Here is a 23,274-nt window from a genome sequence, read left to right as displayed (position 1 = left end):
CGCGCTAGGAAATGCCCATGGAGCAGGTGCTGCTCATCGTCGACGTCCAGTCCACCTTCAACCCGCCGGAATGGCTTATCGACCGCGTCCGGCATCTGTCTGCGAAGATTCCCACGGTTGCCTCCATCGAGCTGCATGACGAGCGGGTCACGCCGTTTCACCGCCAGCTCGGCTGGCACCCCGCAGCGGAGGACGAAAACCTGATCGAGGCCGATGAGGTCTTCGTCAAGCACGGCTACGGGCAGACGCCCGCCACGATCGACTACCTCAAGCGCCTGGGCGTCGACCGGGTGCTGGTCTGCGGCCTGCAGACCGAAACCTGCGTGCTGGCCGCAGGCTTCGCGCTGTTCGACGCAGGGCTGAACCCCACCTTGATCACCGATCTGACCGTTGGCTCCTCCCTCGACAGATCCGGCCAACTGGGCATCGATCTCTGGAAGCACCACTTTGGTAAGGTGATTACCGCAGCCGAGGTGATCGCCGGCCTCGAAGGTACGGCTGGCCGGTGACCCGCCTGAGGATTAAAGTGACCTTCAAGGTCAATTCATCACAAGGTGATTCATGAAAATTGGCGAGCTGGCGAAGATCACCGGCCTGGCGCCGTCGCGCATTCGTTTCTACGAGGCGAGCGGGTTGATCCACTCGGTCGAACGCAAGGCCAACGGTTACCGCGACTACGCCGATGACGCCGTCTGGGTACTGGAGATGATCACCAGTGCCCAGGCGGCGGGCTTCACCTTGGAGCAGATCCGCCATCTGCTGCCCGTCAACGCCAACGGCTGGCGCCATGATGAACTGCTCGATGGGCTCAAACGCAAGGTCGAGGAAATCGACGCGCTGCAGCAACGGCTGGCGCGCAACAAGGAGCAACTGCTGCTGGTGATCGATGGCATCCAGAGCAAGCCCGAAGGCATGCCATGCGCAGACAATACGCAGCGTGTACTGAATCAGTTACGTGAAGACATGGCCGCGAACAAGACGGACGTCGACCGCTAGCATCCACGTAGGTCGCGCAAACGGGAGGTCGCCAGAACATCGCGAAGCGGGTGTTGACCTTCAAGTTGACTTTAAGGATATCGTCGCTGGCACCGTTCAATGAGGTGCCGCCATGAACCCCTTCACCCCCCTTGTACTGCCAAACGGTTCCACCCTCGTAAACCGCATTGCCAAGGCGGCCATGGAAGAAAACATGGCCGACGCCGACCATGCGCCATCTGCTCGATTGATGCGCCTTTATAAGGCGTGGGCGCAGGGCGGCGCGGGGTTGCTCATCAGCGGCAATGTGATGGTCGACGCCCGCGCCATGACCGGCCCGGGCGGTATCGTTCTGGAAGATGCCCTGCACTTGGAGCGGTTCCGGCAGTGGGCTCAGGTCGGGCGTGCGCAGGGCGCGCAGTTCTGGCTGCAGATCAACCACCCCGGCAGACAGATGCCGGCCAATCTTGGCCAGGCGACGTGGGCGCCGTCGGCGGTGTCTCTGGAGCTGGGCTCGATGTCCCGGCATTTCAGGACGCCACAGGCCATGACGACGCAGGTCATCGAGGACGTCATCCGGCGTTTTGCCCGAAGCGCGCAGTTGGCAGAGCAGGCGGGCTTTACCGGCGTGCAGATCCATGCAGCCCATGGCTATCTGCTCAGCCAGTTCCTTTCGCCGTTGACCAACCTGCGCACCGACCATTGGGGCGGCTCCCTGGAGAACCGCGCGCGCCTGCTGCTGGAGATCGTCAAGGCTGTGCGAGCGGCTGTGTCGCCAGCCTTTGCCGTCGCGGTAAAGCTCAATTCGGCTGACTTCCAGCGGGGCGGCTTCAGTGCTGACGATGCCAAAGAGGTCGTGGGGCTGCTCAACCCACTGGGCATCGATCTCGTCGAGCTTTCTGGCGGCAGCTATGAAGCGCCCGCCATGCAAGGCCAGGCGCGGGATGGCCGCACTTTGGCGCGGGAGGCCTATTTTTTAGCGTTTGCCCGAGAGATTCGCGAAGTGGCGACCATGCCAGTCATGGTGACCGGTGGTATCCGGCGGTTGCCGGTGGCCGAGCAGGTGATCGACAGTGGTGTGGAAATGGTCGGCATTGGCACCGCGCTGGCGATCAATCCCGCGTTGCCCTGTGACTGGCAGGCGGGACAGCTCAACGCTGCGCAACTGCCGGCGATCACCTGGAAGAACAAAGCGCTCGCCTCGCTCGCCAACATGGCGGTGGTCAAGTACCAGTTGAACAAGCTTGCCCGAGGCAAGGCGTCCCGACCCACGGTCGCGCCGGGATGGGCATTGGTCGTGCAGCAGTTGGCCGATGCCCTGCGCGCTCGCCAGTATCGGCGCAGGATGGCGAGGCGTTGATGGGGGCTGTCTTGGGCACAACAGCAGGTGTGGGCCGGACCTGCATTGAGCAATCGTCAAAGGCGAATTACGCTTTGCCGTAGCCCTGAAGCACAACGTTCCCCACGGCCCGCTACAGCAGCGGCCCATTACGCAACCCTCGGTTCATGGCGATGAACATGAATCGTGTATGGAGCGACCATGGCCAATCGACGCAAGGTTCCAGGTGTTCGTAACTATGATGGCCCGGCAGGAGGCTGGGGTGCACTGAAGGCAACGGCGACGGCGGTGCGAGAGCAGATGGACACCTTGAAGGCGCCCGTCACGCTGATGCGCACCAACCAGCCCGACGGCTTCGATTGCCCTGGGTGTGCCTGGCCGGACAAAGAGCACCGCTCGACGTTCCAGTTCTGCGAAAACGGCGCCAAGGCCGTGACTTGGGAGGCGACCAACAAGCGGGTGACGCCTGAGTTTTTCGCCAGCCATCCGGTGGCGACCTTGCTCCACCGCTCGGATTACGAACTCGAAGACCTCGGGCGACTGACCCACCCGATGGTCTACGACCGAGCCAGCGATACCTACCAGCCGATCGAGTGGGAGGCTGCATTTGCCAGGATCGGCGAGATCCTGCGCAACCTGGAACCCAACCAGGTCGAGTTCTACACCTCCGGCAGGGCCTCCAACGAGGCAGCCTATCTCTACCAGTTGTTTGCCAGGTCCCTGGGCACCAACAATTTCCCTGACTGCTCCAACATGTGTCATGAGCCTACCAGCGTGGGCTTGCCACGCTCCATTGGCATGGGCAAGGGGTCGGTGTCGCTGGACGATTTCGAGTCCTGCGAGTTGGTGATCTCGATCGGCCACAACCCTGGAACGAACCATCCACGCATGATGGGGACCTTGCATGAGGTATCGCGGCGCAAGGTCCCGATCATGGTCTTCAATCCACTGCGCGAGCGGGCGCTGGAGCGTTTCGCCGACCCGCAGAACATGGTCGAGATGGCGACGTATGGCTCCACGCGTATCGCCTCTACCTACCTGCAGGTGAAGGCGGGCGGCGACGCGGCAGCGATCAAGGGCGTGATGAAATCGTTGCTGGAGCTCGAAGAGTCCGTTGGGCAGGTACTCGACCACGCGTTCATCGCAGAACACACCAATGGTTTCGACGCGCTGAAAGCCGATCTGCTGGCCACCGCATGGCCAGACATCGAGCATGCCAGTGGCTTGAGCAAGGCCCAGATCGAGCAGGTGGCCGGAGCCTATGCCAAGTCCAATGCGACCATCGTCACCTATGGCATGGGCATCACCCAGCATAATGAAGGCACGTCCAACGTACGGCTGATCTGCGACTTGTTGATGTTGCGGGGCAACCTTGGCAAGCCGGGTGCGGGGATTTGCCCGCTGCGTGGCCACTCCAACGTCCAGGGCAACCGGACCGTGGGTATCACCGAAAAACCGTCTGCCAGCTTCTTGCAGAAGATCGAAGAGGTGCTGGGCTTCAAGCCGCCGACCGACCATGGCCACGACGCCGTACAGGCCATGCAGGCGATGATTGCTGGCACCGCCAAGGCGCTTCTCTGCCTGGGCGGCAACTTCGCCGTGGCATTGCCCGACCCCGGTCAATGCTTCCCCGCGATGGGCACGCTGGAGCTGGGCGTACACATCGGCACCAAGCTCAACCGGACTCACCTGCTGGTGGCCAAGGAAACATTCCTGTTCCCATGCCTGGGCCGTACCGAACTGGATGAGCAAGCGGGCGTGCGTCAGTCGATCACCGTCGAGGATTCCATGTCGATGGTCCATGCATCGGCCGGCAAGCTGACCCCGGCGTCGCAGTTCCTGCGCTCGGAGCCGGCCATTGTCGCTGGCATGGCCCATGCGACCTTGCCGGGCAGCCCGGTGCCCTGGCTGGAGCTTGCCGCTGACTACGACAAGATCCGTGACCTGATCGAGAAGACCATTCCAGGTTTTGACGACTACAACGCGCGCATCCGTGTCCCCGGCGGGTTCCGTATGCCATTACCGGCGACCGAACGTATCTGGATGACGCCGTCCGGCAAGGCTGAATTCTTCGTCTTCCCTGGGCTGCATGAAGACAAAGAGGTGGACGGAGATGACGTGCTGCGCCTGATCACCCTGCGCAGCCACGATCAATACAACACCACCATCTATGCCCTGGACGACCGCTATCGCGGTGTGTTCGGTAGACGCGATGTCCTGTTCATGAACCCGATGGACCTCAAGGCGCGCGGTCTGGCCCATGGCGATCTGGTGGACATCGAGACGGTCTCCCATGGCAGGAAGATGCGCTATGAGCGGATCACGGCCATCGAGTACAAGATCTCCCCTGGCTCGGTGGGGGCGTACTACCCGGAGGCGAACCAGTTGGTGCCACTGGACTACATCGATGTGGACAGCGGTACGCCGTCCTACAAATCCGTGCCGGTGCGGGTGATGCGCTCGGAGTTCAGCTGAGTCGTCGCGTTCTCAGGGCCTGAACAAAACGAGCATGGCCGGGCTCTGGTGGCAGGGCCTAGCCCCCAGTGACTGGTGGGAAGAACGCGATATCGTCGCCGTCGTGCAGCGGTTCGTCCAGGTCGCACAGCACCTCGTTGCGTGCGCACATCAGGCCTGAATGGCTCAGCGTGGTCGCCCAGGGCTCACCGCGCTCGGCCAGCAGGTCCCGCACTGCCCGCAGGCTGATGAGCGCGGGCGTCCAGGGCAGCGATTCGGCGTCCAGGCCCAGTCGCTCCCTGAAGCTTGCGAAGTACTGAAGTCGGATCACGGCAGTTCCCCCAGGCGATAGGCGCCGGAGCGTCCGCCGGATTTTCTGAGCAGGCGCACCCAGTCGATCTGCATGCTGCGATCGACGGCCTTGCACATGTCATACAGGGTGAGCGCCGCGACGCTCGCTGCGGTGAGGGCTTCCATCTCAACGCCGGTCACGCCCTTGAGGCTGCAGGTGGCGATGATGCGCACAGAGTCCGGGGTGACCGCCTTCATCTCCACGTTGATTGCCGTCAACAGCAGTGGGTGGCACAGCGGGATCAACTCATGGGTGCGTTTGGCGGCCATGATGCCGGCAATGCGCGATACCGCGAAGACATCGCCCTTGGGATGACCGGCAGTAACGATCAGGTTGAGGGTTTCAGGCTTCATCCGCACCCAGGCTTCGGCGGTTGCCTGGCGGTGTGTTTCGGCTTTGTCGGTGACATCGACCATCTGGGCGTTGCCGCGTATGTCCAGGTGGGTCAAGGGGGAGGGCGAGTCGACGGAGGAGGTCATGGGGGCTCCAGGGCATGGCGTCATGCCGGCTGAGTGCGGGTTCAAAAGGGCGCTGTCTGTCGGGTGCTCAGGCGGTCTGGCCCACGACCGGGTGCGGGCCTGGCGTGAGCAAGGCGCGGGCTTGGGCGAAGCATTTTTCTGCCAGTGCCGAACGTGGTTCGTTGCGGCGCAGCAGCAGGCCAACCGGTGCGTGGATATTGGCGCTGGCGATGGGCAGGATGCTGATATGTTCGCTGAGCTCTTCCAGCCCATCGTCGAGCGGCATGATGGCGCAGCACATCCCGGCGCAGACGGCCTGGATCAACTGGTAGGTCGAATCGCTTTCGAGTACCGGTGTGGGATGCAGGCCGCGGCTGCGCAGGCTCAGGTCCAGCGACTGGCGGTAGTGCATGCCTTGGGAGAGCAGGCCCAGCGGCAGCTCGGCGAGCGTTTCCCAAGGCAGTTCGGTCTCGTCGAAGCGAAAGTGCCGGGTGTCGTACAGCAGGCCCATGCGGGTGGCGCCCAGCTCGATGATCTCGAAATAGCTGCTGTTGACCCGATCGAGGTAGCAGATGCCCAGGTCAATCTGGTTACGGCTCAGGCCGTCGATCACCTGTTCGGAACTGAGCGATGACAGCTGTACGGTGAGTTCCGTGTACTGCGTGAGCAGTGGCTTGAGCAACTGCATGGCGTTGAAGCTCGACAGCGGCACCATGCCGATGCGCAAGCTGCCGACGGTCTGCCCGCGGCAATTGGCGGCTTCGGACTGCAGGCCGTCATAGGCGGCCAGCAGTGTGCGCGTCCAGGCCAGGATCCGTTCACCCGCCTCGGTGAACCCTTCGAATCGCTGGCTACGGGTCACCAGCATCAGGCCAAGCTCGTCCTCCAGGTTGCGCAGGCGCATCGAGAGGGTCGGTTGGGTGATATGGCACAACGCGGCAGCCTGGCCAAAGTGCCGGGTCTGGTCCAACGCAATCAGAAACTTAAGTTGTTTGATATCCATCGCTCGCCCTGCAAACACATGAGTCGTATCGGAGGTGTGCTGCATTGAACCGATCGTTTACATGCTGACGCCGGCAGTAAGTGTATTGAGAGAGTCGAAACCCTGTGGCGGCGAAACGTAAAGTGAAAGAGCAACAGTGTCCAATGGGAATTTACGAACACCTGATAGATTTCGCTGATCAAGCAATCGTGATAGGCGATATCGATAACGGGGTATGTATTATCGATTGGACGTACAGGGCAGGGCGCTTTAGATTCTCGCGAATAACCGTCCCTGTTTATGTAGAGCGTTGAAGATGAGTTCAAAACCCGCTGTGCAATTCATACCCCTGAACGTCGCCGTGTTGACGGTCAGCGATACCCGGACTTTCGAAACAGACACGTCAGGCGAGTTGTTGGCCTCTCGCGCCGTGGAAATGGGGCATCGCCTGGTGGCTCGTGCCTTGCTCAAGGACGATCTCTATCGGATTCGTGCCCAGGTCGCAGGCTGGATTGCCGACGATGAAGTACAGGTCGTGCTGATCACCGGTGGTACTGGGTTCACCGGGCGTGACAGCACGCCAGAGGCGGTGGCCTGCTTGCTGGACAAACACATCGAGGGCTTTGGCGAGCTGTTCAGGGCCTTGTCCATCCTGGATATCGGCACCTCGACGGTGCAAAGCCGCGCACTGGCCGGGTTGGCCAATGGCACGCTGGTGTGTTGCCTGCCGGGTTCGACCGGCGCCTGTCGCACGGCCTGGGAGGGCATTTTGGTGGAGCAACTGGATTCACGGCATCGACCGTGCAATTTCGTGCCGCACCTCAAAGCCATCGAGCGCTGCGGGTCGCGGCAGTAAGTTCGAGCCTGTAGAACGGTTTGCCCACCAACCGGGCAATAAGGTGTATGTCACCGGCTGCGACGGTGTTCGCGGGTCACAGGTTGGGTACAGGCTTAACCGTAGCGCTACCCGCGAATAGGCCTGGACAAGCAACACAGCAACCAGTGCTTTCAAGATGGCATGCGCTCGGGATTAATGAGTCATTCTTGAACGAAAGACAAGGGCTCATGTTGTCCAATTGTTTTTTGTTAATACTTGATAAGTGTGGTCGATCACGGCGGAGAAGTGCGCTGAAATAAAGAGCTTGGCGGTGTGATAGATAATACCGATCACATCGTCATTACTTTTGATTTGACGGAGGGTGGCGGCAAAAATAGTCTGCCGCTGTAAAAGTTTGAAGCGTGTTCTTCAACGTCTGTACGTGTGTTGGAAGTTGGCGTTTCAATTTGATCTCCCGCCGAGTATCAATCAAAGGGTCCCCCGATGAGCGAAGAAGAACATATTAGAAGTTACAATGGGCCGGCCGCGGGTTGGGGCGCGCTCAAGAGCGTGACCAAGGCCTGGCTGGGTAGCGAGAACGCCTTCAAGAACCTGCGCATGATGCTCAAGACCAATCAGAACAGTGGTTTTGACTGCCCCGGTTGCGCCTGGGGCGAGTCGCCGGAAAGCGACATGGTCAAGTTCTGCGAGAACGGCGCCAAGGCCGTCAACTGGGAGGCCACCGGGCGTTCGGTGGACCCTGCGTTCTTCGCCCAGTACAGCGTCAGCGCCCTGGCCGAGCAAAGTGACTACTGGCTTGAGTACCAAGGTCGCCTGACCCACCCCATGCGCTACGACGAGGCGACCGACCACTACGTGGAAACCTCCTGGGACGAGGCCTTCGCGTTGATCGCCCAGCACCTGCACGCACTCGAGTCGCCCAACCAGGCCGAGTTCTATACCTCCGGCCGGGCGAGCAATGAGGCGGCGTTCCTGTACCAGCTGTTCGTGCGCGCCTTCGGCACCAACAACTTCCCCGACTGCTCGAACATGTGTCACGAAGCCAGTGGCGTGGGCATGGGCGAATCCCTCGGCGTGGGCAAGGGCACCGTGGTCTTCCACGACCTGGAAGAAGCTGACGCGATCTTCGTCATCGGCCAGAACCCTGGCACCAACCACCCGCGCATGCTCGAACCGCTGCGCGAGGCGGTCAAGCGTGGCGCCCAGGTGGTGTGCTTCAACCCGCTCAAGGAGCGGGGCCTTGAGCGTTTCCAACACCCTCAGCACCCGTTCGAGATGCTCAGCAACGGCTCGGAGCCGACCAACACCGCGTATTTCCGCCCGGCCTTGGGCGGTGACATGGCGGCCATGCGCGGCATTGCCAAGTTCCTGCTGCTGTGGGAGCGCGAGGCCCAGGCCAAGGGCGAGCCGGCGGTGTTCGACCATGCCTTCATCGAGGCGCACACCTCGGGTGTGGAGGCCTATTTGGCGTCCTTGGATGCCACGTCCTGGGAACATATCGTCGAGCAGTCCGGCCTGAGCCTGGCCGAGATCGAATTGGCCGCGCGGATGTACCGCAAGGCCGAGCGGGTGATCATGTGCTGGGCCATGGGCGTGACCCAGCATCGCCATTCGGTGCCGACCGTGCAGGAGATCATCAACCTGCAACTGCTGCGCGGCAACGTCGGCAAGCCAGGCGCGGGCCTGTCACCGGTGCGTGGCCACAGCAACGTGCAGGGCGACCGCACCATGGGCATCGACGAGCAGCCACCGGCACGCCTGCTCGATGCGATCGAGTGGCGCTTTCAGCTCGAAGTGCCGCGCGAGCACGGGCATAACGCGGTCCTCGCCATCAAGGCCATGGAAGAAGCGCGCGCCAAGGTGTTCATCGCACTGGGCGGCAACTTCGCCCAGGCCACACCCGACACCCCGCGCACCCATGCCGCGCTGCGCAAGTGTGAACTGACCGTGCACATCGCCACCAAGCTCAACCGCTCGCACCTGGTGACCGGTCGCGATGCGCTGATCCTGCCGTGCCTGGGCCGTACCGAGATCGACCTGCAAGCCGAAGGCCCGCAAGGCGTCACGGTCGAGGACACCTTCAGCATGGTGCATCTCTCCCACGGCCAGCTCAAACCCCGCTCGCCGCACCTGCGCTCGGAGCCGGCGATCATTGCCGGCATGGCCAAGGCGACCCTGGGCAACCATCCCATCGATTGGGAATGGGTGATCGGCGACTACGCCCGTATCCGTGATCTGATCGCCGATACCATTGCAGGCTTCGAGAACTTCAATGTCCGTCTGCAGCAACCGGGTGGCTTCCATCTGGGCAACGCCGCAGCCGAGCGCGAATGGAATACCGCCACCGGCAAGGCGCAGTTCACGCCCAGCGAGCTGCCGGCGCAACTGGTCAACGAGACCGTTCTGGAGCGCGGCGAGCGGCCAGACCTGATCCTGCAGACCCTGCGTTCGCACGATCAGTACAACACCACCCTGTACGGCCTGGACGACCGCTACCGGGGCGTGTTCGGTCTGCGCGAGGTGGTGTTCGTCAACGAAGCGGACATCCGCCGCCTGGGCTTCGAACCTGGCGAGCGCGTGGACATGGTGTCGCTCTGGGAGGACGGTCGTGAGCGGCGCGTATCGGGCTTTCAGTTGGTGCCCTACGACCTGCCCGAGGGCCAGGCCGCGGCGTACTACCCGGAAACCAACCCGCTGGTGCCTTTGGAAAGCTACGGCGACCGGACCTACACACCTACGTCGAAGTTCGTCGCCATCAAGCTGGAAAAGGCACGTCCCGACAACCTGATCCACACCGTCGCCGAATAACCCTCACGTTCCCTCTGTGGGTAGGCCCTGGCCGGGCAACCGGCTACGGCCTACAAGGAAATTGTCATGTCGAATCTAGGTGCGTTGGACCTGGCGCGGATTCAGTTCGCCTTCACGGTCTCGTTTCACATCATCTTCCCGGCCATCACCATTGGCCTGGCAAGCTTTCTTGCGGTGCTCGAAGGCTGCTGGCTCAAGACCAGCAACGTGGTCTACAAGGACCTGTACCACTTCTGGTCGAAGATCTTCGCGGTCAACTTCGGCATGGGCGTCGTCTCGGGCCTGGTCATGGCCTATGAGTTTGGCACCAACTGGGCGCGCTTCTCCGATTTCGCCGGTAGCGTGACCGGGCCCTTGCTCACGTACGAGGTGCTGACGGCGTTCTTCCTGGAAGCAGGCTTCTTGGGTGTGATGCTGTTCGGCTGGGACCGGGTAGGGCGCAAGCTGCACTTTTTCGCCACCATCATGGTCGCCATCGGCACGCTCATCTCGATGTTCTGGATCCTCTCGTCCAACAGCTGGATGCAGACGCCACAAGGCATCGAGATCATCGATGGTCGTGTCGCGCCGATGGACTGGTTCAAGATCGTCTTCAATCCGTCGTTCCCTTACCGCCTGGCGCACATGGCGCTGGCCGCATTCCTGTCGACCGCCCTGTTCGTGGGGGCCTGCGCTGCCTGGCACTTGCTACGGGGTCGCAACACGCCACAGGTGCGCAAGATGCTGTCGATGGCCATGTGGATGATTTTGGTGGCCACGCCCGTGCAAGTCGTGGTGGGTGATGCCCATGGCCTGAACACCCTGGAACATCAACCGGCGAAGATCGCGGCCATCGAGGGCCATTGGGAGAACGTGCCCGGTGAGGCCTCGCCGCTGGTGCTGTTCGGCCTGCCGGACATGGACGCCGAGAAGACCCGCTACAGCCTGGAGGTGCCTTGCCTGGGCAGCCTGATCCTGACCCACAGCCTGGACAAGCAGATCCCGGCGCTCAAGAGCTTCGCCAAAGAGGACCGGCCCAATTCCACGATCATCTTCTGGAGCTTCCGGGTCATGGCGGGCCTGGGCATGTTGATGCTGGCCTGTGCACTGCTGGCGCTGGTATTGCGCCGAGGCGGCGCCCTTTACCGCAACCGACTCTTCCTGTGGTTTGCGCTGCTCATGGGGCCCTCGGGCCTGATCGCCTTGCTCGCGGGTTGGTTCACCACCGAGGTCGGCCGCCAGCCGTGGGTGGTCTACGGCATGTTGCGCACCACGCAGGCGGCGTCCAATCACAGCGCGACGCAGATGAGCGTGACCCTGGCGCTGTTCGTCCTGATCTACTTCTCGGTGTTCACGGTGGGTATCGGCTACATGATGCGCCTGGTGCGCAAGGGGCCGAAGGCACATGAGGAGCACGTATCGCCTGAGCAACCGGGCCAACTTGCGACAGCGCGTCGTCCGCTGTCGGTAGCGGATTGAAAGGGGACTGAACCATGGCAATTCAAGGTATCGACTTGTCGATCATCTGGGGCGTGATCATCGCTTTTGGCCTGATGATGTACGTGATCATGGATGGTTTCGACTTAGGCTTGGGGATTCTGTTTCCCCTGATCAGCGACTCCAGCGAGCGTGATGTGATGATGAATACCGTCGCGCCGGTCTGGGATGGCAACGAGACCTGGGCGGTATTGGGTGCGGCGGCGCTGTATGGCGCGTTCCCGCTGGCCTACTCGGTGATTCTCGAAGCGCTGTACTTGCCGCTGGTGCTGGTGTTGGCCGGACTGATCTTCCGCGGCGTCGCGTTCGAATTCCGCTTCAAGGCGCACCCGCGCAAGCGCCATCTCTGGGACAAGGCGTTCATCGGTGGCTCGGTGCTGGCCACGTTCTTCCAGGGTGTAGCCATTGGCACCTATATCTCGGGCATCCCTGTGCAGAACCGCCAGTTTGCCGGCAGCGCGCTGGATTGGCTGGCGCCGTTTCCGCTGTTCTGTGGTGTGGGGTTGATCCTGGCCTATGCGCTGCTGGGCAGCACCTGGTTGCTGATCAAGACCGACGGCATGCTGGAGGCGCGCATGCGTCACTACAGCCGTCCGCTGCTGTACCTGCTGGCGGTGGTGATCGCGGTGATCTGTGCCTGGACGGCCTGGCTACACGCCGACATCGCCCAGCGCTGGTTCGCCGGTAGCCACTGGATCCGCTGCGCGCTGATCGCCGGGTTGGCGGTACTGGCGGTGGTGGTGATCCAGAAGAGCCTGCGCAAGCGCCATTCGCACCTGCCGTTCATGGGCGTGGTCGCGTTGGTGTTCCTCGGTTACCTGGCCCTTGCGATCAGCATCTGGCCGAACATCGTGCCGCCTTCGATCGATCTGTGGCAGGCCGCCGCGCCGCTGACGAGCCAGCTGTTCGCCTTGATCGGCGCGCTGTTCATCATCCCGATCATCCTGGGCTACACCTTCTGGAGCTACCACGTGTTCCGCGGCAAGGTCAAAGCCGGGGACGCCTACCATTGAGGCTGCCTGGATGACGCCCGGTGTGAGCCGGGCGTCATCGCCTGCGGCCCGTTCGTGGGTTTGCAGTGTGCTATACCCTTAAACCGAGCCCCGCTGGCGTGCTGGCGCGGGCTCGTAATTGCTGACTGTCTATAAGGCGAAGCCCGTGAACATGAACATTTCCGAGATCGAGCCCCAGGCTGTCGATACCCCGATTACCCGCAGCGCCATTTTCATCGTGGCCACTTTGAGCCCCGGTGACGACAGCCGCGATCGCGTTCGTGCGCTCTGTGGCGACCTCGCCGGGCTGGTCCGGTCAGTCGGCAAGCGCGTGCCGTCGGGCAATCTTTCCTGCGTGGTGGGCTTTGGCGCTGGCGTGTGGGAGACGCTGTTTGGCGCGCCGCGTCCGGCGTCGTTGCATCCTTTCCGGGAGATCGGCAGTGGCGATCGTATGGCGGTGGCCACCCCTGGAGACATCCTGCTGCACATCCGCGCCGAACAGATGGACCTGTGCTTCGAGTTGGCCGCGCAGGTCATGAAGCGCCTGGAAGCCGCAGTGACGGTGGTCGACGAGGTCCAGGGTTTCCGTTACTTCGACATGCGCAGCATCATCGGTTTCGTCGACGGCACCGAGAACCCCACTGGCCGCGAGGTCGGCAAGTTCACACTCGTCGGCGACGAGGACCCGTCGTTCACGGGGGGAAGCTACGTCCTGGTGCAGAAGTACCTGCACGACATGACCGGCTGGAACGGGCTGTCCACGTCGGAGCAGGAAAACATCATCGGGCGCACCAAGCTGTCGGACATCGAACTGGACGAGTCGGTAAAGCCCAGTTGTTCGCACAGCTCGCTGACCACCCTGGAAAAGAATGGCCAAGAGGTGAAGATCCTGCGCGACAACATGCCCTTTGGGCGTCCCGGGGCAGGGGAGTTCGGCACCTATTTCATCGGGTATGCCCGCTCGCCGGCACCGATCGAGGAAATGCTCCAGAACATGTTCATCGGCAAGCCGCCCGGTAACTACGACCGGTTGCTCGACTACAGCCGGGCGGTGACGGGCGGGTTGTTCTACGTGCCGTCGGCCACTTTCCTGGCGGCTTGCGAGGACTAACCGAAACGACAGCGCCCACGTGAAGACGTGGGCGCTGTCGTATCCGGGGCTGCTTAGAAGTCGTACTTCAAGCCAACGGTGGCATTACGCGGCGCGCCGTAGTAGCTGTTGCCGGCGGTATTGGTGTAGTACGCCTTGTCGAACAGGTTATTGACCTTGACCGTGGCGCTCAGCTGCCGGGTGATCGGGTAACGGGCCGGCAGGTCCACCGCGCTGACACGCGGGCCGTTGCCGCGACCGCCCGCACGCGGCCTGCACTGAGCAACAGGTCATGCGTTGGCTGATTACACTGTTGGAAACGCCACACATGGAGTACCTGGGATGGGCTGTGTGCTGATTGTTGTCGCTCGCCTGTCGGCGGGCTGTGTGTTCGGGGTCTGTGTAGCCAGGCGTTCAGGGAGCGTGCGGCGATGAACAGCCCCGGACGTGGCATCTCTTTGCAACTGTTGGTGGCGCTGGCGATCATGCTGGGCATGCTGCTGCTGGGCACGGGGCTGGCCTGGCAGGGCTACAGCGCAGTCCGACAGACCCTGGTGGCTGCCGCAGGAGATACCGCCCAGCAGGCGGGCAAGACGATCGATGAGCGCGCCCGCCGTTTGGTCGATCCGGTGCAGAGCAGTCTGCGGCTGCTGGCCTCCGATCCGCTCGCCGGCGACTTGGCCCAACGCCTGGAACGGCTCCCGCAACTGGTCGAGAGCCTGAACGCCAACAAGATGCTCAGTGCAGCCTACGTTGGTTACGCCAACGGTGAGTTCCTGCTCGTGCGCAGGCTTAGGGATCCACAGTTGCTCGAACGTTTTGCGGCGCCACCTGGCACGGTCTTCCTGGTGCAGAGCGTCAGTCAGCAGGCGGGTGGGGCAATGTCGGGCCAATGGCGCTTCTACGATCGCCAACTCAACCTGCTCCAGATCCAGGCCAAGCCGGACTACCGCTTCGATCCGCGCGAGCGTCCCTGGTTCGTCGATGCCGCGGGGCAGGGCACTACCGTGCTGACCCGCCCGTATGTGTTCTTCACCACCCGGGAGGTCGGCATGACCATGGCCCAGCGCAGTATCCAGGGTGGATCGGTGATCGGCATGGATGTCTCGGTCGACGATCTGGCCAGTGAAAGCCGAGACCTACGCATGACGCCTGGCACCGAGCTTGCGGTGATCGACGGTCAAGGCAACGTGGTGGCGTATCCGGACCTTGAGCGGCTCATCGTGCACGAGGGCGATACGGTGCGCCTGTCGCGCATCACCGAGCTCGGCATTCCCAGCCTTGCGCAGCTCTATGCCGACTTGCCCCAGGGAGCTCGGCCCATGCGTTACCAGGTGGACGGGGACGCGTGGTACGGCATGCGTGTTCCGCTCAGTAGTTTGGCCGGGCAGGAGTTACAGGTGCTGATCGCCGTCCCTGCCCGCGAACTGTTGGCGGGAGCGCGTCAGGTATTGTTCGAGCAACTGCTCTGGGCCGCGGCGCTGATGGCCGTGCTGCTGGTGCTTGGCGGCTTGCTCGGCCAGCGTATCGGCCGCCCGTTGCGCCTGCTGGCCGATCAGGTGCGAGGCCTGGCAGGTTTTGATTTCAGCCGCGAGGTGGGGGTCAGCTCGCGGGTGTCGGAGGTAAGTGAGCTCAGCCAGGTGCTCAGTCGCATGTCCGGGACGATCCGCAGCTTTCAGGCGATCACCCTCACGCTCAGCCGCGAGAGCCAGCTTGAGCGGATGCTCGAGGGGGTGTTGACCCATTTGGTCAATGCCGCCGGGGTGCATGCTGGCGCGGTGTACCTGTTCGACGTAGACCACGCACAATTGCGCCTGGCCACTTGCTGTGGAAGCGATGGCTATCCGGGACAGCTCGAGATTCACCACGACGAGCACCTGGACTTGGCGGCAGTCGTCACCCACGCCCTTGAACTGCGCGGGCGCAGCCTGGCGGTGGTGCTCAATGACCGCAGTCAGGCGCTGCTCGGCATCCTGGTGCTGCAATTGGAGGCTGAGCAAGCGGACGAAGGGGTGGGGCAGCCGTTCCGGCGCTTCGTCGAAGAGCTGTCTGGCGCTGCGGCGGTGGCCATCGAGACGCGTCAGTTGGTCGAGGCCCAGCAACGCCTGCTCGATGCGATGATCAAGCTGCTGGCCGATGCCATCGACGCCAAGAGCCCCTACACGGGCGGCCATTGCGAGCGGGTGCCGCAACTGGCCCAGATGCTGCTGGACAAAGCCGTGCAGGCCGACAGCGGCCCCTATGCCGATTTCACCATGAGCGATGCCGAGCGCTATGAGTTCCATGTCGCCGCCTGGTTGCACGACTGTGGCAAGGTCACCAGCCCCGAATATGTGGTGGACAAGGCGACCAAGCTGGAAACCCTTTACAACCGCATCCACGAAGTACGCATGCGCTTCGAAGTGCTCTGGCGCGATGCCGAGCTCGACTACTGGCAGGGGCTTGCCAGCGGTGCGGACCCGTCGGCGCTGCAGCGCACGCTCCAGAGCGCAAAGGCCGAGCTGCAGGAGGCGTTTGCCTTCGTTGCCAAGGCCAACATCGGGGGCGAGTTCATGCAGGAGCAGGACATCGCGCAGCTGCAGCGTATCGGCCAGCGTCGTTGGCAGCGGCACTTCGACAACCGTCTGGGGCTCTCGCGCGACGAGGAGGAGCGTTTGGCGGGCGTCCCCCCAGTGCCGTTGCCCGCCGATGAACCACTGCTGGCCGACCGCGACGATCAACGGGTGGCCTGGGGCGCGCGCAAGCCGCCTGTGGCCAAGGATGACCCGCGCAACATCTGGGGCTTCGACATGCGCCTGCCGGCCCATGCCAGCAATGCCGGCGAGTTGTACAACCTGTCGATCCGGCGCGGCACGCTCAATGAGGAGGAACGTTTCAAGATCAACGAGCACATCGTGCAGACCATCATCATGCTCGACTCATTGCCGTTCCCGCGTCACCTCAAGCGTGTGTCAGCCATTGCCGGCAGCCATCACGAGCGGATGGACGGCGCGGGTTATCCGCGTCGGCAGGGCAAGGATGACCTGGGTATTCCTGAGCGCGTCATGGCCATTGCCGATGTCTTCGAGGCCTTGACCGCTGCCGACCGACCGTACAAACCGGCCAAGACCCTGTCCGAGTCGGTGAAGATCCTGGTCATGATGGCCCGCGACAATCACCTCGATGGGCAACTGTTGCGGTTGTTCCTGAGCAGCGGGGTGTATCGGGACTATGCGCAGCAGTTCTTGCGACCCGAGCAGATCGACGAGGTGGATGTGGCGTACTGGGTGGCGCAGCTTTAGCTGCGCCGAAGCGGGTCGGCTGTGCCAGGGTTGAATGTATCTCTGTGTATCACAACGCCCGTTTGCACGGCTTCGCTTACAAATGCCACGGCCTCCGGATACGTGCGCGATACAAGCCTCAGGCCAAATGAACCTGCCTGAACGAAACGGCCCTAGGCCAAGTTCCCCGGCTCGTTCGCCCTAGCGGCCCACTCGCATAGACATTTCGGAGAATCTCCATGACCCGTTCCCAGTTCCCCAGCAAGACCCGCCTTGGCCTGCTCAGCATCGCCTTGATTGGTGGTATCAACATGACGTCCGCTGCCTTTGCCGTGGACGCTTTACCCCAGGGCTACCAGCTTGCTTCCGCGCAAAAGGCCGGCGAGGGCAAATGTGGCGAAGGCAAATGCGGCGCCAGTGGTGCCAAGGCCAAGGCGGCCCAGGCTGAAGGCAAATGCGGCGAGGGCAAGTGTGGTGCCGAGGGTGCCAAGGCCAAGGCGACCCATGCTGAAGGCAAGTGCGGCGAAGGCAAATGCGGTGCCGAGGATGCCAAGGCCAAAGCGGCCCAGGCCGAAGGCAAGTGCGGGGAGGGCAAGTGCGGCGATGCGTCCTTCGCCCGTACCGACGCCGACCATGATGGCCGTGTCTCGCGCGCTGAACTGTTGGCGGTCGCGCCCAAGGCCAATGCCGAGTTCGACGCCATCGACGCCAACCACGACAGCTTCCTTTCCGAAGGCGAGGTGTACCAATTCCGCAAAAACCAGTTCGACGCCAACGGCAAGCCATTTCCCGCCGATCTGTACAGCAAGTTGAGTCAGGCCAGCAACTGACCTTCGCTGATCGCCTCCCCGGGCCTTTGGCCGGGGGAGGGAGCAGGACTCACAGGAGATCACCATGAGTACTTCGTTTGACTTGCACGGTGCCGGGCTTGGTCTGCGTCGGTCGCTGTTGCCTGAGCTGCTGAGCATGGATGCCGATGCGGTGGACTTTCTCGAGTGTGCGCCGGACAACTGGATCGGCGTCGGCGGCGCCTACGGTGAGAGCCTGGCGCGCCTGGCCGAGCGGTTCCCGCTGTCGTGTCACGGCCTTTCGCTGTCCCTTGGCGGCCCCGAACCGCTGGATCATGTGTTCCTTCGGCGTATCCGCGCTTTTCTCGACCGGTACGATGTCCCGCTATTCAGCGAGCACTTGAGCTACTGCAGCGATGACGGCCACCTGTATGACCTGATGCCCATGCCGTTCACCACCGAAGCTGTGCGCCATACCGCCCGGCGTATCCGTCAGGTCCAGGATGCGCTTGGCCGACGCATCGCGGTGGAGAACATTTCCTACTACGCGGCGCCGTACCAGGCGATGAGCGAGATCGATTTCTTGTGCGCGGTCTTGGACGAGGCCGACTGCGATCTGTTGTTGGACGTCAACAACCTGATCGTCAATGCCTGCAACCACGGCTACGACGCTGACGCTTTCCTTGCCCGCGTACCGGCCCAACGGGTGGCTTGCCTGCACGTGGCCGGACACTACGATGAAGCGCCGGACCTGAAGATCGATACCCACGGTGCGGCGGTGCAGCAGGACGTCTGGCAACTGTTGCGCAGTACCTACCAGTACTTCGGGGCGGTGCCGACCTTGCTGGAGCGCGACTTCAATTTCCCGCCCCTTGACGAGCTGCTCGGCGAGGTGGGCTACATTCGGGCGCTGCAGGCCCGCGCGCAAGCGCCGCAGGTGCGCCATGGCTGAAACCTTGCGTGAGCAGCAGCTGTGTCTGAGCCGCTTCATTCGCGATCCGCACAACAACCCGGCGCCGCCCGGCATCGAGGCGCGACGTCTGGCGGTGTACAGACGGCTGTTTCTGGGCAACATGCAGTCGTTGCTGGCCGGTAGTTTCCCCGTACTGAGCGCCACCTTGGCCCAGACCCAGTGGCAGTCACTGACCACGGAGTTCTACGCCTCCCACCGCTGCAAGACACCGTTGTTCACCGAAGTGGCCGGGGAGTGGGTCAGCTACCTGGAAACCCGCGGCGACCTGCCAGGCTGGGTGGCTGAGCTTGCCCACTATGAATGGATCGAGACCGTGTTGCTGCTCAGCGACAGCACCGACCCGGCCCATGACCCAGAAGGCGATTTGCTTGATGGCGTACCGCTGCTGTCGAGTCTCGCCATGCCCTTGGCCTACACCTGGCCGGTCAGTCATATCGGGCCGGATCACCTGCCGCTGGAAGCCCCCCTCGAGCCCACGCTGCTGCTGGCCCGCCGCGGCGCGGACCAAAAAATCCACTTCGCGCGATTGGCGCCCTTGGCCCACGCCCTGTTGGTGTCGCTGCAGCAACAGCTGCTCACCGGCCGCGAACACCTCGACGTGCTGGCAGAGAGGGCAGGCGTCGAACGAAGTGCCTTGGAACCCCAAGGCAGTGCCTTGTTGAGCGGCCTCAAAGCCCAAGGTGTAGTACTCGGCACCGTTCGCGGTTAGGCCTGGTATTCGCCGGCGGGCTGTGGGGCAGAGGGCCGTGGCGTTTTGAGCCATAAATGCTGGCCTGCGGCTGTTAAGGCGTTTGGTCCGAAATGGCCGCAAAAAATGCCTCCCCGGATCGTGCCGCTCACTCATAACTGAACACAGATCTTCCTGTGTTCGACTTGAGGTAAGCGATCATGGCTAACAATCAAGACAACCGTGGCGACCAAGGCGGCACAACAACCGGAGCCGGTCGACAAGGTGGCCAGAACCGCTGATTTGCCTTCACCGGCACCGGGGTGAATGAACCATCCCGGTTCATCGGGTTCACGCCATGACAGCCTTGCGAATCGAAGGCTTCATGCAAAGTCTGAAGCACGGCTCACTGCGTGACCGTCTGGCTCTCCAACCTCTTCACCCAATCCATGGGCAATCCGAGCATGGCCCACGTATTGAGCCCGCCCCGGAACCAATGCACATTTGAATAACCAAGTTTAATGGCTCTGAGTGCGCTGTTGTACGACAGCCAGCATCTGGAGTGATGGCAGTAAAACACCAGTTCACGGGATTTATCGTTGTCTGTGAGTTTGATCAGGTCATGCTCGAATCGCTGCTGGACCGCGTCGCTGTAGCTTGCGCCTTTCGCTGAATAGGAAAGATCCACCGAACCGGGTAACCCCAATGGGCCGCCGATTGAAGCGATGACAACAGGAGGGTGCTCAGAGCCCAGCTCAAGAGCCAGGTCGTCTGCCTTGATGACAGTGCCGCCGGGTATTTGCCGGGGTGTGTCATCGCCGAAGTTGTCGCGGCGCAACTGAGTTGTCGGGAGCGCGCTGGAGTCGGCCTCTTCGTTCCAGACAAACGCGTCGCTGTATTCGTCCGTCAAGTGCTTGTACCGTTGCCAAAGCTCGAATTGCCGGTTGAAGGCAGTGCCATAGTCTTTCAGGTTGAGGAAGTGGCGCACGACGCCGGTGACTGTCCCACTGTCTTTATTGATATAGAAAAGATCGCCCCCCACCACTATCCAGCCAGCCCTCCTGTTGGCCAGGGTGTCGTCACGACCGGCCAATTCATCCCAATGGATTTTTTGCCCCAACTGCAGAGTCCAGCCATGAGGCCGGACGATGCTTTCATCGCATTGTTGCGCACAGTTCGCGCGTGCCTCAGTGGTGGGCAGCCTGCTGCTCCACTCGACCTCGTCGTAAAGCCAGAATCCGAGACGCTGCGGATCATCCAGGTAGGGGCTAGCTGCCGGCTTGAGGCCTGCCTCGGCGCGCGCCACTTCAATCATCTTCGCACTCAACGTAGCCTTTTCACTGAACAGGCTGCTCGTCCAGTTCTGATAAGCCTCGAACACACTGGCCAAGCCAGGTATCGATTTGTATGCGTCTTTTTTTACATCCAGCAATGCGGGTGTATTTTTCATTTCGAATGGTTGCACCACTCGGGCGGCCTGGTCCTTGAAGATTTTCTCGGCGAAAAGGTCCTTCAGGACTTCGTCAGCGGTTGTGAAGCCTTGCGCCAGGAAGGTATTGAGCGCTAACAGTTCAAAGCGTCTGGTCTCGGGATTCCAAACCATGAACGGTCCCCCTGAGGCTCCGAACCATTGGTTGCACGAATGGCCAATCTGGAATGCATCCTTGTCATGGTCATGACGTGCCACATCCACCACGCATTCGCTGATGGAGGGTGCATCGAAGCCAAGCGCCTTTGTCGAGGCAGTGTGCAGCAGGTCACCTGGATAGCCCGCCAGCACCGCGCGGAAACGGGTCACGCGCGACCAATCGACACTGTCGGCGAAATTCAGCGGTGTCACTGCTGATTGCGGGGCATGCTTGAGCCGTAGCACCGCCCAATCTTGGTAATTGCCCCGACTCAGCGCCCGACGCACGATTCGAGCGGGGATTTTTTCGACCTGGTTCGGGCCACGCTCGATGATGACAAGTGCGTCGTCCTTATCGTTCTTGAAGCAGTGCCCGGACGTCACGACGATAGTGGGTTTGAGCACGATGGCGCCGGAACAGCTTCCAAAGCTGTGAGCGACCCGCACTAGCGCGTCATAGGGAGGCTGGCTGAAGTCCGTGACGAAACGTCGGTTTTCCTCAATGCCGATCGGTGCCCAATAGGCCGGGACTGGCACCAGGCCCTGCTGGGACAGTGGCAAGGGGGCGGGTACTTCATCCAGGTTGCCCAGCAGCTCCAGTGGCACATAACCGACATAAGGATCGAAAGATTGCCGGTTCATGCCTCTTCTCGGTACGAACTTGCCATCCTTGACCGAGCTAGGGCTCAGGTACTGAAAAGGATCGGGATAGGGGCCTCGACTCACGGCAATCAGGGCGGCCCAGCCGGGTGTCGGCGAGGGTCTTGCGTAAATCTGGTAGAAGCGCCCTATTTCGGCAGTCACCGGGGAGGATGCATCGGGCTTGGCATGCACGCTCATCGGATGGAGGGAGAGCCAGGACGCGCCGGGTGCATGCCGGAACTCCACGGGCAGGTCACGCCGAGGCAGGTTTTCAAACAGCACATCGCCCCCATAGCGGGTATTGATGGGTTTGCCGTCCGCCGTGGTGATGCCGGCGGCGATTTGTGCCCAGTGCATTTCTTGTTCGGGCGTGGACGCGAAATCGTACAGTTCCCAGGCTTTAGCGGTGTCACCCTTGGCCACGGCTTTCTCGTACCATTGCGCGGCTTGCGCACGCGCCTTTTCAAAGGTCTCCTCCGAGTCCTTCAGGCAGGTCGTTGCGTAGATATCGCCCATTTTCGCCATGGCTTCCCGATCACCGGCATCGGCGGCCGCTTGCAATTTCGAGGCTTGATTGCCGATCTCTACCCAATGCCTGGCCTTGTCATAATCCTTGGTAACGCCGCCATTCCCATAGATGAACAGACAACCATAATCCTCGGCGGCCTTGCCCTCCAGCGCCCCGCCGGCTATCGCTTGCTCATACCATTTGAGAATTTCGGTTTGCAGATTGACGTCATGGGGGTTCCAGCCCTTTTGCGACAGTGCGTAGGCGAGCGTCTTCGCCGCCATGGCGTCGCCTGCCTCTGCAGCTTTTCGGGTTTCGAGCAGATCGAATTGCACCTGCAGCCAATGCAGTGCTTTATTGAAATCGTAAGACTGTTCGCCGACATCCGAATAAAGAATGCGCAGCAGCATGGCAGCCTTCGTCCGGTATTGAGGGTCGGACGACTGCGCCGCACGGCTTATCCATTCGATGCCTCGCTGCTTATCGAGCGCGACGATATGGGTGTCTTTGGTCTCGCCCAAGTAAATCAAACCCAGGGCATATTGGGCCTTTGAATCGCCAGCCTGCGCGGCCGTTTCCAGCCACTTCACCCCTTGTTTCTTCTCAAGTAACTTCGGGCTTGAATCGGAGGACATTCCTGTCTGCAACAGGCCAAGATCGGTTTGGGCCTGGGCATCACCTTGCGTCGCGGCCTTCTTCAGCCATTGCACAGCCTGCGGAATATCGGATGGGGTGCCCGATCCGTACCGATACATGTCGCCAATGTAGCGTTGCGCTGTCGCGTTGCCCTGTTCGGCCAAGGGCAGCAATTGCTGGAACGCCTCGCTGTAACGATCGGCGTCGTATGCCTCTATCCCTTCCTCCAAGCCGGCATAGGCGGGAGCGAATGGAAAAAAGGCCCATAACGTAAGTAGGAAAAAGACGGTAGCCACACCTGACGGCCGAAAGTGCTGAAGTCGGGATTTCGTGGCGGACATGTTCAGGCTTCCCTAACGAGTGCCTTAGGGTCTGTATGAAAAGTCTTGAGACGAAGGTCAGGCAAGGC

18 protein-coding genes are annotated in these 23,274 nt (G+C 61.8%); 13 read left to right on the top strand and 5 right to left on the bottom strand.

Features of this window, described 5'->3' with window-relative positions:
• The first annotated feature begins 17 nt into the window (after window positions 1-17).
• The 4 genes from IEC33019_RS08990 to IEC33019_RS08975 all read left to right on the top strand — a co-directional run bounded on the left by IEC33019_RS08990 (window position 18) and on the right by IEC33019_RS08975 (window position 4,789).
• Entirely contained in the window at window positions 18-509 is a 492-nt protein-coding gene (locus IEC33019_RS08990; protein ID WP_070091079.1) for an isochorismatase family protein, read from the top strand.
• A 52-nt stretch (window positions 510-561) separates the two neighbouring features.
• A complete protein-coding gene (locus tag IEC33019_RS08985) occupies window positions 562-996 on the top strand; it encodes a MerR family transcriptional regulator (RefSeq protein WP_070091078.1) in 435 nt (144 codons plus the stop codon).
• Window positions 997-1,108: 112 nt separating this feature from the next.
• Window positions 1,109-2,335 carry an NADH:flavin oxidoreductase/NADH oxidase family protein gene (locus tag IEC33019_RS08980; protein WP_070091077.1) on the top strand — a complete coding sequence of 409 codons (1,227 nt, stop codon included), beginning with the start codon at window positions 1,109-1,111 and terminating at the stop codon, window positions 2,333-2,335.
• 180 nt (window positions 2,336-2,515) lie between these two features.
• On the top strand, window positions 2,516-4,789 hold the full coding sequence (locus IEC33019_RS08975) for an FdhF/YdeP family oxidoreductase (RefSeq protein ID WP_070091076.1): 2,274 nt from the start codon (window positions 2,516-2,518) through the stop codon (window positions 4,787-4,789).
• A gap of 58 nt (window positions 4,790-4,847) precedes the next feature.
• Here the strand turns inward: IEC33019_RS08975 and IEC33019_RS08970 are convergent, their stop codons facing one another.
• The 3 genes from IEC33019_RS08970 to IEC33019_RS08960 all read right to left on the bottom strand — a co-directional run bounded on the left by IEC33019_RS08970 (window position 4,848) and on the right by IEC33019_RS08960 (window position 6,581).
• On the bottom strand, window positions 4,848-5,099 hold the full coding sequence (locus tag IEC33019_RS08970; protein WP_070091075.1) for a MoaD/ThiS family protein: 252 nt from the start codon (window positions 5,097-5,099) through the stop codon (window positions 4,848-4,850).
• Window positions 5,096-5,599 (bottom strand): cyclic pyranopterin monophosphate synthase MoaC, encoded by a 504-nt coding sequence (moaC, locus tag IEC33019_RS08965; protein ID WP_070091074.1) that lies wholly within the window; start codon window positions 5,597-5,599, stop codon window positions 5,096-5,098. Before moaC ends, IEC33019_RS08970 begins: the two co-directional genes overlap by 4 nt.
• Before the next feature lie 67 nt (window positions 5,600-5,666).
• A complete protein-coding gene (locus IEC33019_RS08960) occupies window positions 5,667-6,581 on the bottom strand; it encodes a LysR family transcriptional regulator (RefSeq protein ID WP_070091073.1) in 915 nt (304 codons plus the stop codon).
• A gap of 295 nt (window positions 6,582-6,876) precedes the next feature.
• Here IEC33019_RS08960 and moaB point away from each other — a divergent pair, with 295 nt between their 5' ends.
• The 5 genes from moaB (at window position 6,877) to IEC33019_RS08935 (ending at window position 13,785) form a co-directional block, all read left to right on the top strand.
• A complete protein-coding gene (moaB, locus tag IEC33019_RS08955) occupies window positions 6,877-7,416 on the top strand; it encodes a molybdenum cofactor biosynthesis protein B (protein WP_070091072.1) in 540 nt (179 codons plus the stop codon).
• Window positions 7,417-7,881: 465 nt separating this feature from the next.
• Complete coding sequence (locus IEC33019_RS08950) at window positions 7,882-10,206, top strand: FdhF/YdeP family oxidoreductase (protein ID WP_099593347.1); 2,325 nt, start codon at window positions 7,882-7,884, stop codon at window positions 10,204-10,206.
• 66 nt (window positions 10,207-10,272) lie between these two features.
• On the top strand, window positions 10,273-11,664 hold the full coding sequence (locus IEC33019_RS08945) for a cytochrome ubiquinol oxidase subunit I (protein ID WP_070091070.1): 1,392 nt from the start codon (window positions 10,273-10,275) through the stop codon (window positions 11,662-11,664).
• Window positions 11,665-11,678: 14 nt separating this feature from the next.
• The gene (cydB, locus tag IEC33019_RS08940; protein ID WP_070091069.1) at window positions 11,679-12,695 is read left to right on the top strand and encodes a cytochrome d ubiquinol oxidase subunit II; all 1,017 of its coding nucleotides are present in this window, start codon (window positions 11,679-11,681) and stop codon (window positions 12,693-12,695) included.
• Between the two features lie 151 nt (window positions 12,696-12,846).
• Window positions 12,847-13,785, top strand: coding sequence for a Dyp-type peroxidase (locus IEC33019_RS08935; protein WP_070091068.1), 939 nt, complete (start codon window positions 12,847-12,849; stop codon window positions 13,783-13,785).
• Window positions 13,786-13,838: 53 nt separating this feature from the next.
• Here the strand turns inward: IEC33019_RS08935 and IEC33019_RS27335 are convergent, their stop codons facing one another.
• The gene (locus IEC33019_RS27335) at window positions 13,839-13,994 is read right to left on the bottom strand and encodes a TonB-dependent receptor (RefSeq protein WP_139139857.1); all 156 of its coding nucleotides are present in this window, start codon (window positions 13,992-13,994) and stop codon (window positions 13,839-13,841) included.
• Between the two features lie 201 nt (window positions 13,995-14,195).
• On the opposite strand from IEC33019_RS27335, the gene IEC33019_RS08930 reads away from it, so the two are divergent.
• The 4 genes from IEC33019_RS08930 to IEC33019_RS08915 all read left to right on the top strand — a co-directional run bounded on the left by IEC33019_RS08930 (window position 14,196) and on the right by IEC33019_RS08915 (window position 19,494).
• A complete protein-coding gene (locus IEC33019_RS08930; protein WP_070091067.1) occupies window positions 14,196-17,045 on the top strand; it encodes an HD domain-containing phosphohydrolase in 2,850 nt (949 codons plus the stop codon).
• Window positions 17,046-17,263: 218 nt separating this feature from the next.
• Complete coding sequence (locus IEC33019_RS08925) at window positions 17,264-17,854, top strand: HvfA family oxazolone/thioamide-modified RiPP metallophore (RefSeq protein ID WP_070091066.1); 591 nt, start codon at window positions 17,264-17,266, stop codon at window positions 17,852-17,854.
• Window positions 17,855-17,918: 64 nt separating this feature from the next.
• Window positions 17,919-18,764 carry an HvfB family MNIO-type RiPP peptide maturase gene (locus IEC33019_RS08920; RefSeq protein ID WP_070091065.1) on the top strand — a complete coding sequence of 282 codons (846 nt, stop codon included), beginning with the start codon at window positions 17,919-17,921 and terminating at the stop codon, window positions 18,762-18,764.
• Complete coding sequence (locus tag IEC33019_RS08915; protein ID WP_070091064.1) at window positions 18,757-19,494, top strand: HvfC family RiPP maturation protein; 738 nt, start codon at window positions 18,757-18,759, stop codon at window positions 19,492-19,494. Before IEC33019_RS08920 ends, IEC33019_RS08915 begins: the two co-directional genes overlap by 8 nt.
• Window positions 19,495-19,858: 364 nt before the next feature.
• On the opposite strand, the gene IEC33019_RS08910 is transcribed toward IEC33019_RS08915, so the two are convergent.
• A complete protein-coding gene (locus IEC33019_RS08910) occupies window positions 19,859-23,206 on the bottom strand; it encodes a trypsin-like peptidase domain-containing protein (RefSeq protein WP_070091063.1) in 3,348 nt (1,115 codons plus the stop codon).
• Between the last annotated feature and the right edge of the window lie 68 nt (window positions 23,207-23,274).

The sequence above is a fragment of the Pseudomonas putida genome (genome assembly GCF_002741075.1).
Lineage (GTDB): Bacteria > Pseudomonadota > Gammaproteobacteria > Pseudomonadales > Pseudomonadaceae > Aquipseudomonas > Aquipseudomonas putida_T.
Note: the sequence above shows the minus strand (reverse complement) of the source record. Positions and strands in the feature narration are given on the sequence as shown.

What these genes read in the sequence shown, in the direction of transcription:
- IEC33019_RS08990 (WP_070091079.1), top strand. Translation starts at nt 18, where the DNA reads ATGGAGCAGGTGCTGCTCATCGTCGACGTCCAGTCCACCTTCAACCCG.
- IEC33019_RS08985 (WP_070091078.1), top strand. Translation starts at nt 562, where the DNA reads ATGAAAATTGGCGAGCTGGCGAAGATCACCGGCCTGGCGCCGTCGCGC.
- IEC33019_RS08980 (WP_070091077.1), top strand. Translation starts at nt 1,109, where the DNA reads ATGAACCCCTTCACCCCCCTTGTACTGCCAAACGGTTCCACCCTCGTA.
- IEC33019_RS08975 (WP_070091076.1), top strand. Translation starts at nt 2,516, where the DNA reads ATGGCCAATCGACGCAAGGTTCCAGGTGTTCGTAACTATGATGGCCCG.
- moaC (WP_070091074.1), bottom strand. Translation starts at nt 5,599, where the DNA reads ATGACCTCCTCCGTCGACTCGCCCTCCCCCTTGACCCACCTGGACATA.
- IEC33019_RS08960 (WP_070091073.1), bottom strand. Translation starts at nt 6,581, where the DNA reads ATGGATATCAAACAACTTAAGTTTCTGATTGCGTTGGACCAGACCCGG.
- moaB (WP_070091072.1), top strand. Translation starts at nt 6,877, where the DNA reads ATGAGTTCAAAACCCGCTGTGCAATTCATACCCCTGAACGTCGCCGTG.
- IEC33019_RS08950 (WP_099593347.1), top strand. Translation starts at nt 7,882, where the DNA reads ATGAGCGAAGAAGAACATATTAGAAGTTACAATGGGCCGGCCGCGGGT.
- IEC33019_RS08945 (WP_070091070.1), top strand. Translation starts at nt 10,273, where the DNA reads ATGTCGAATCTAGGTGCGTTGGACCTGGCGCGGATTCAGTTCGCCTTC.
- cydB (WP_070091069.1), top strand. Translation starts at nt 11,679, where the DNA reads ATGGCAATTCAAGGTATCGACTTGTCGATCATCTGGGGCGTGATCATC.
- IEC33019_RS08935 (WP_070091068.1), top strand. Translation starts at nt 12,847, where the DNA reads ATGAACATTTCCGAGATCGAGCCCCAGGCTGTCGATACCCCGATTACC.
- IEC33019_RS08930 (WP_070091067.1), top strand. Translation starts at nt 14,196, where the DNA reads ATGAACAGCCCCGGACGTGGCATCTCTTTGCAACTGTTGGTGGCGCTG.
- IEC33019_RS08925 (WP_070091066.1), top strand. Translation starts at nt 17,264, where the DNA reads ATGACCCGTTCCCAGTTCCCCAGCAAGACCCGCCTTGGCCTGCTCAGC.
- IEC33019_RS08920 (WP_070091065.1), top strand. Translation starts at nt 17,919, where the DNA reads ATGAGTACTTCGTTTGACTTGCACGGTGCCGGGCTTGGTCTGCGTCGG.
- IEC33019_RS08915 (WP_070091064.1), top strand. Translation starts at nt 18,757, where the DNA reads ATGGCTGAAACCTTGCGTGAGCAGCAGCTGTGTCTGAGCCGCTTCATT.
- IEC33019_RS08910 (WP_070091063.1), bottom strand. Translation starts at nt 23,206, where the DNA reads ATGTCCGCCACGAAATCCCGACTTCAGCACTTTCGGCCGTCAGGTGTG.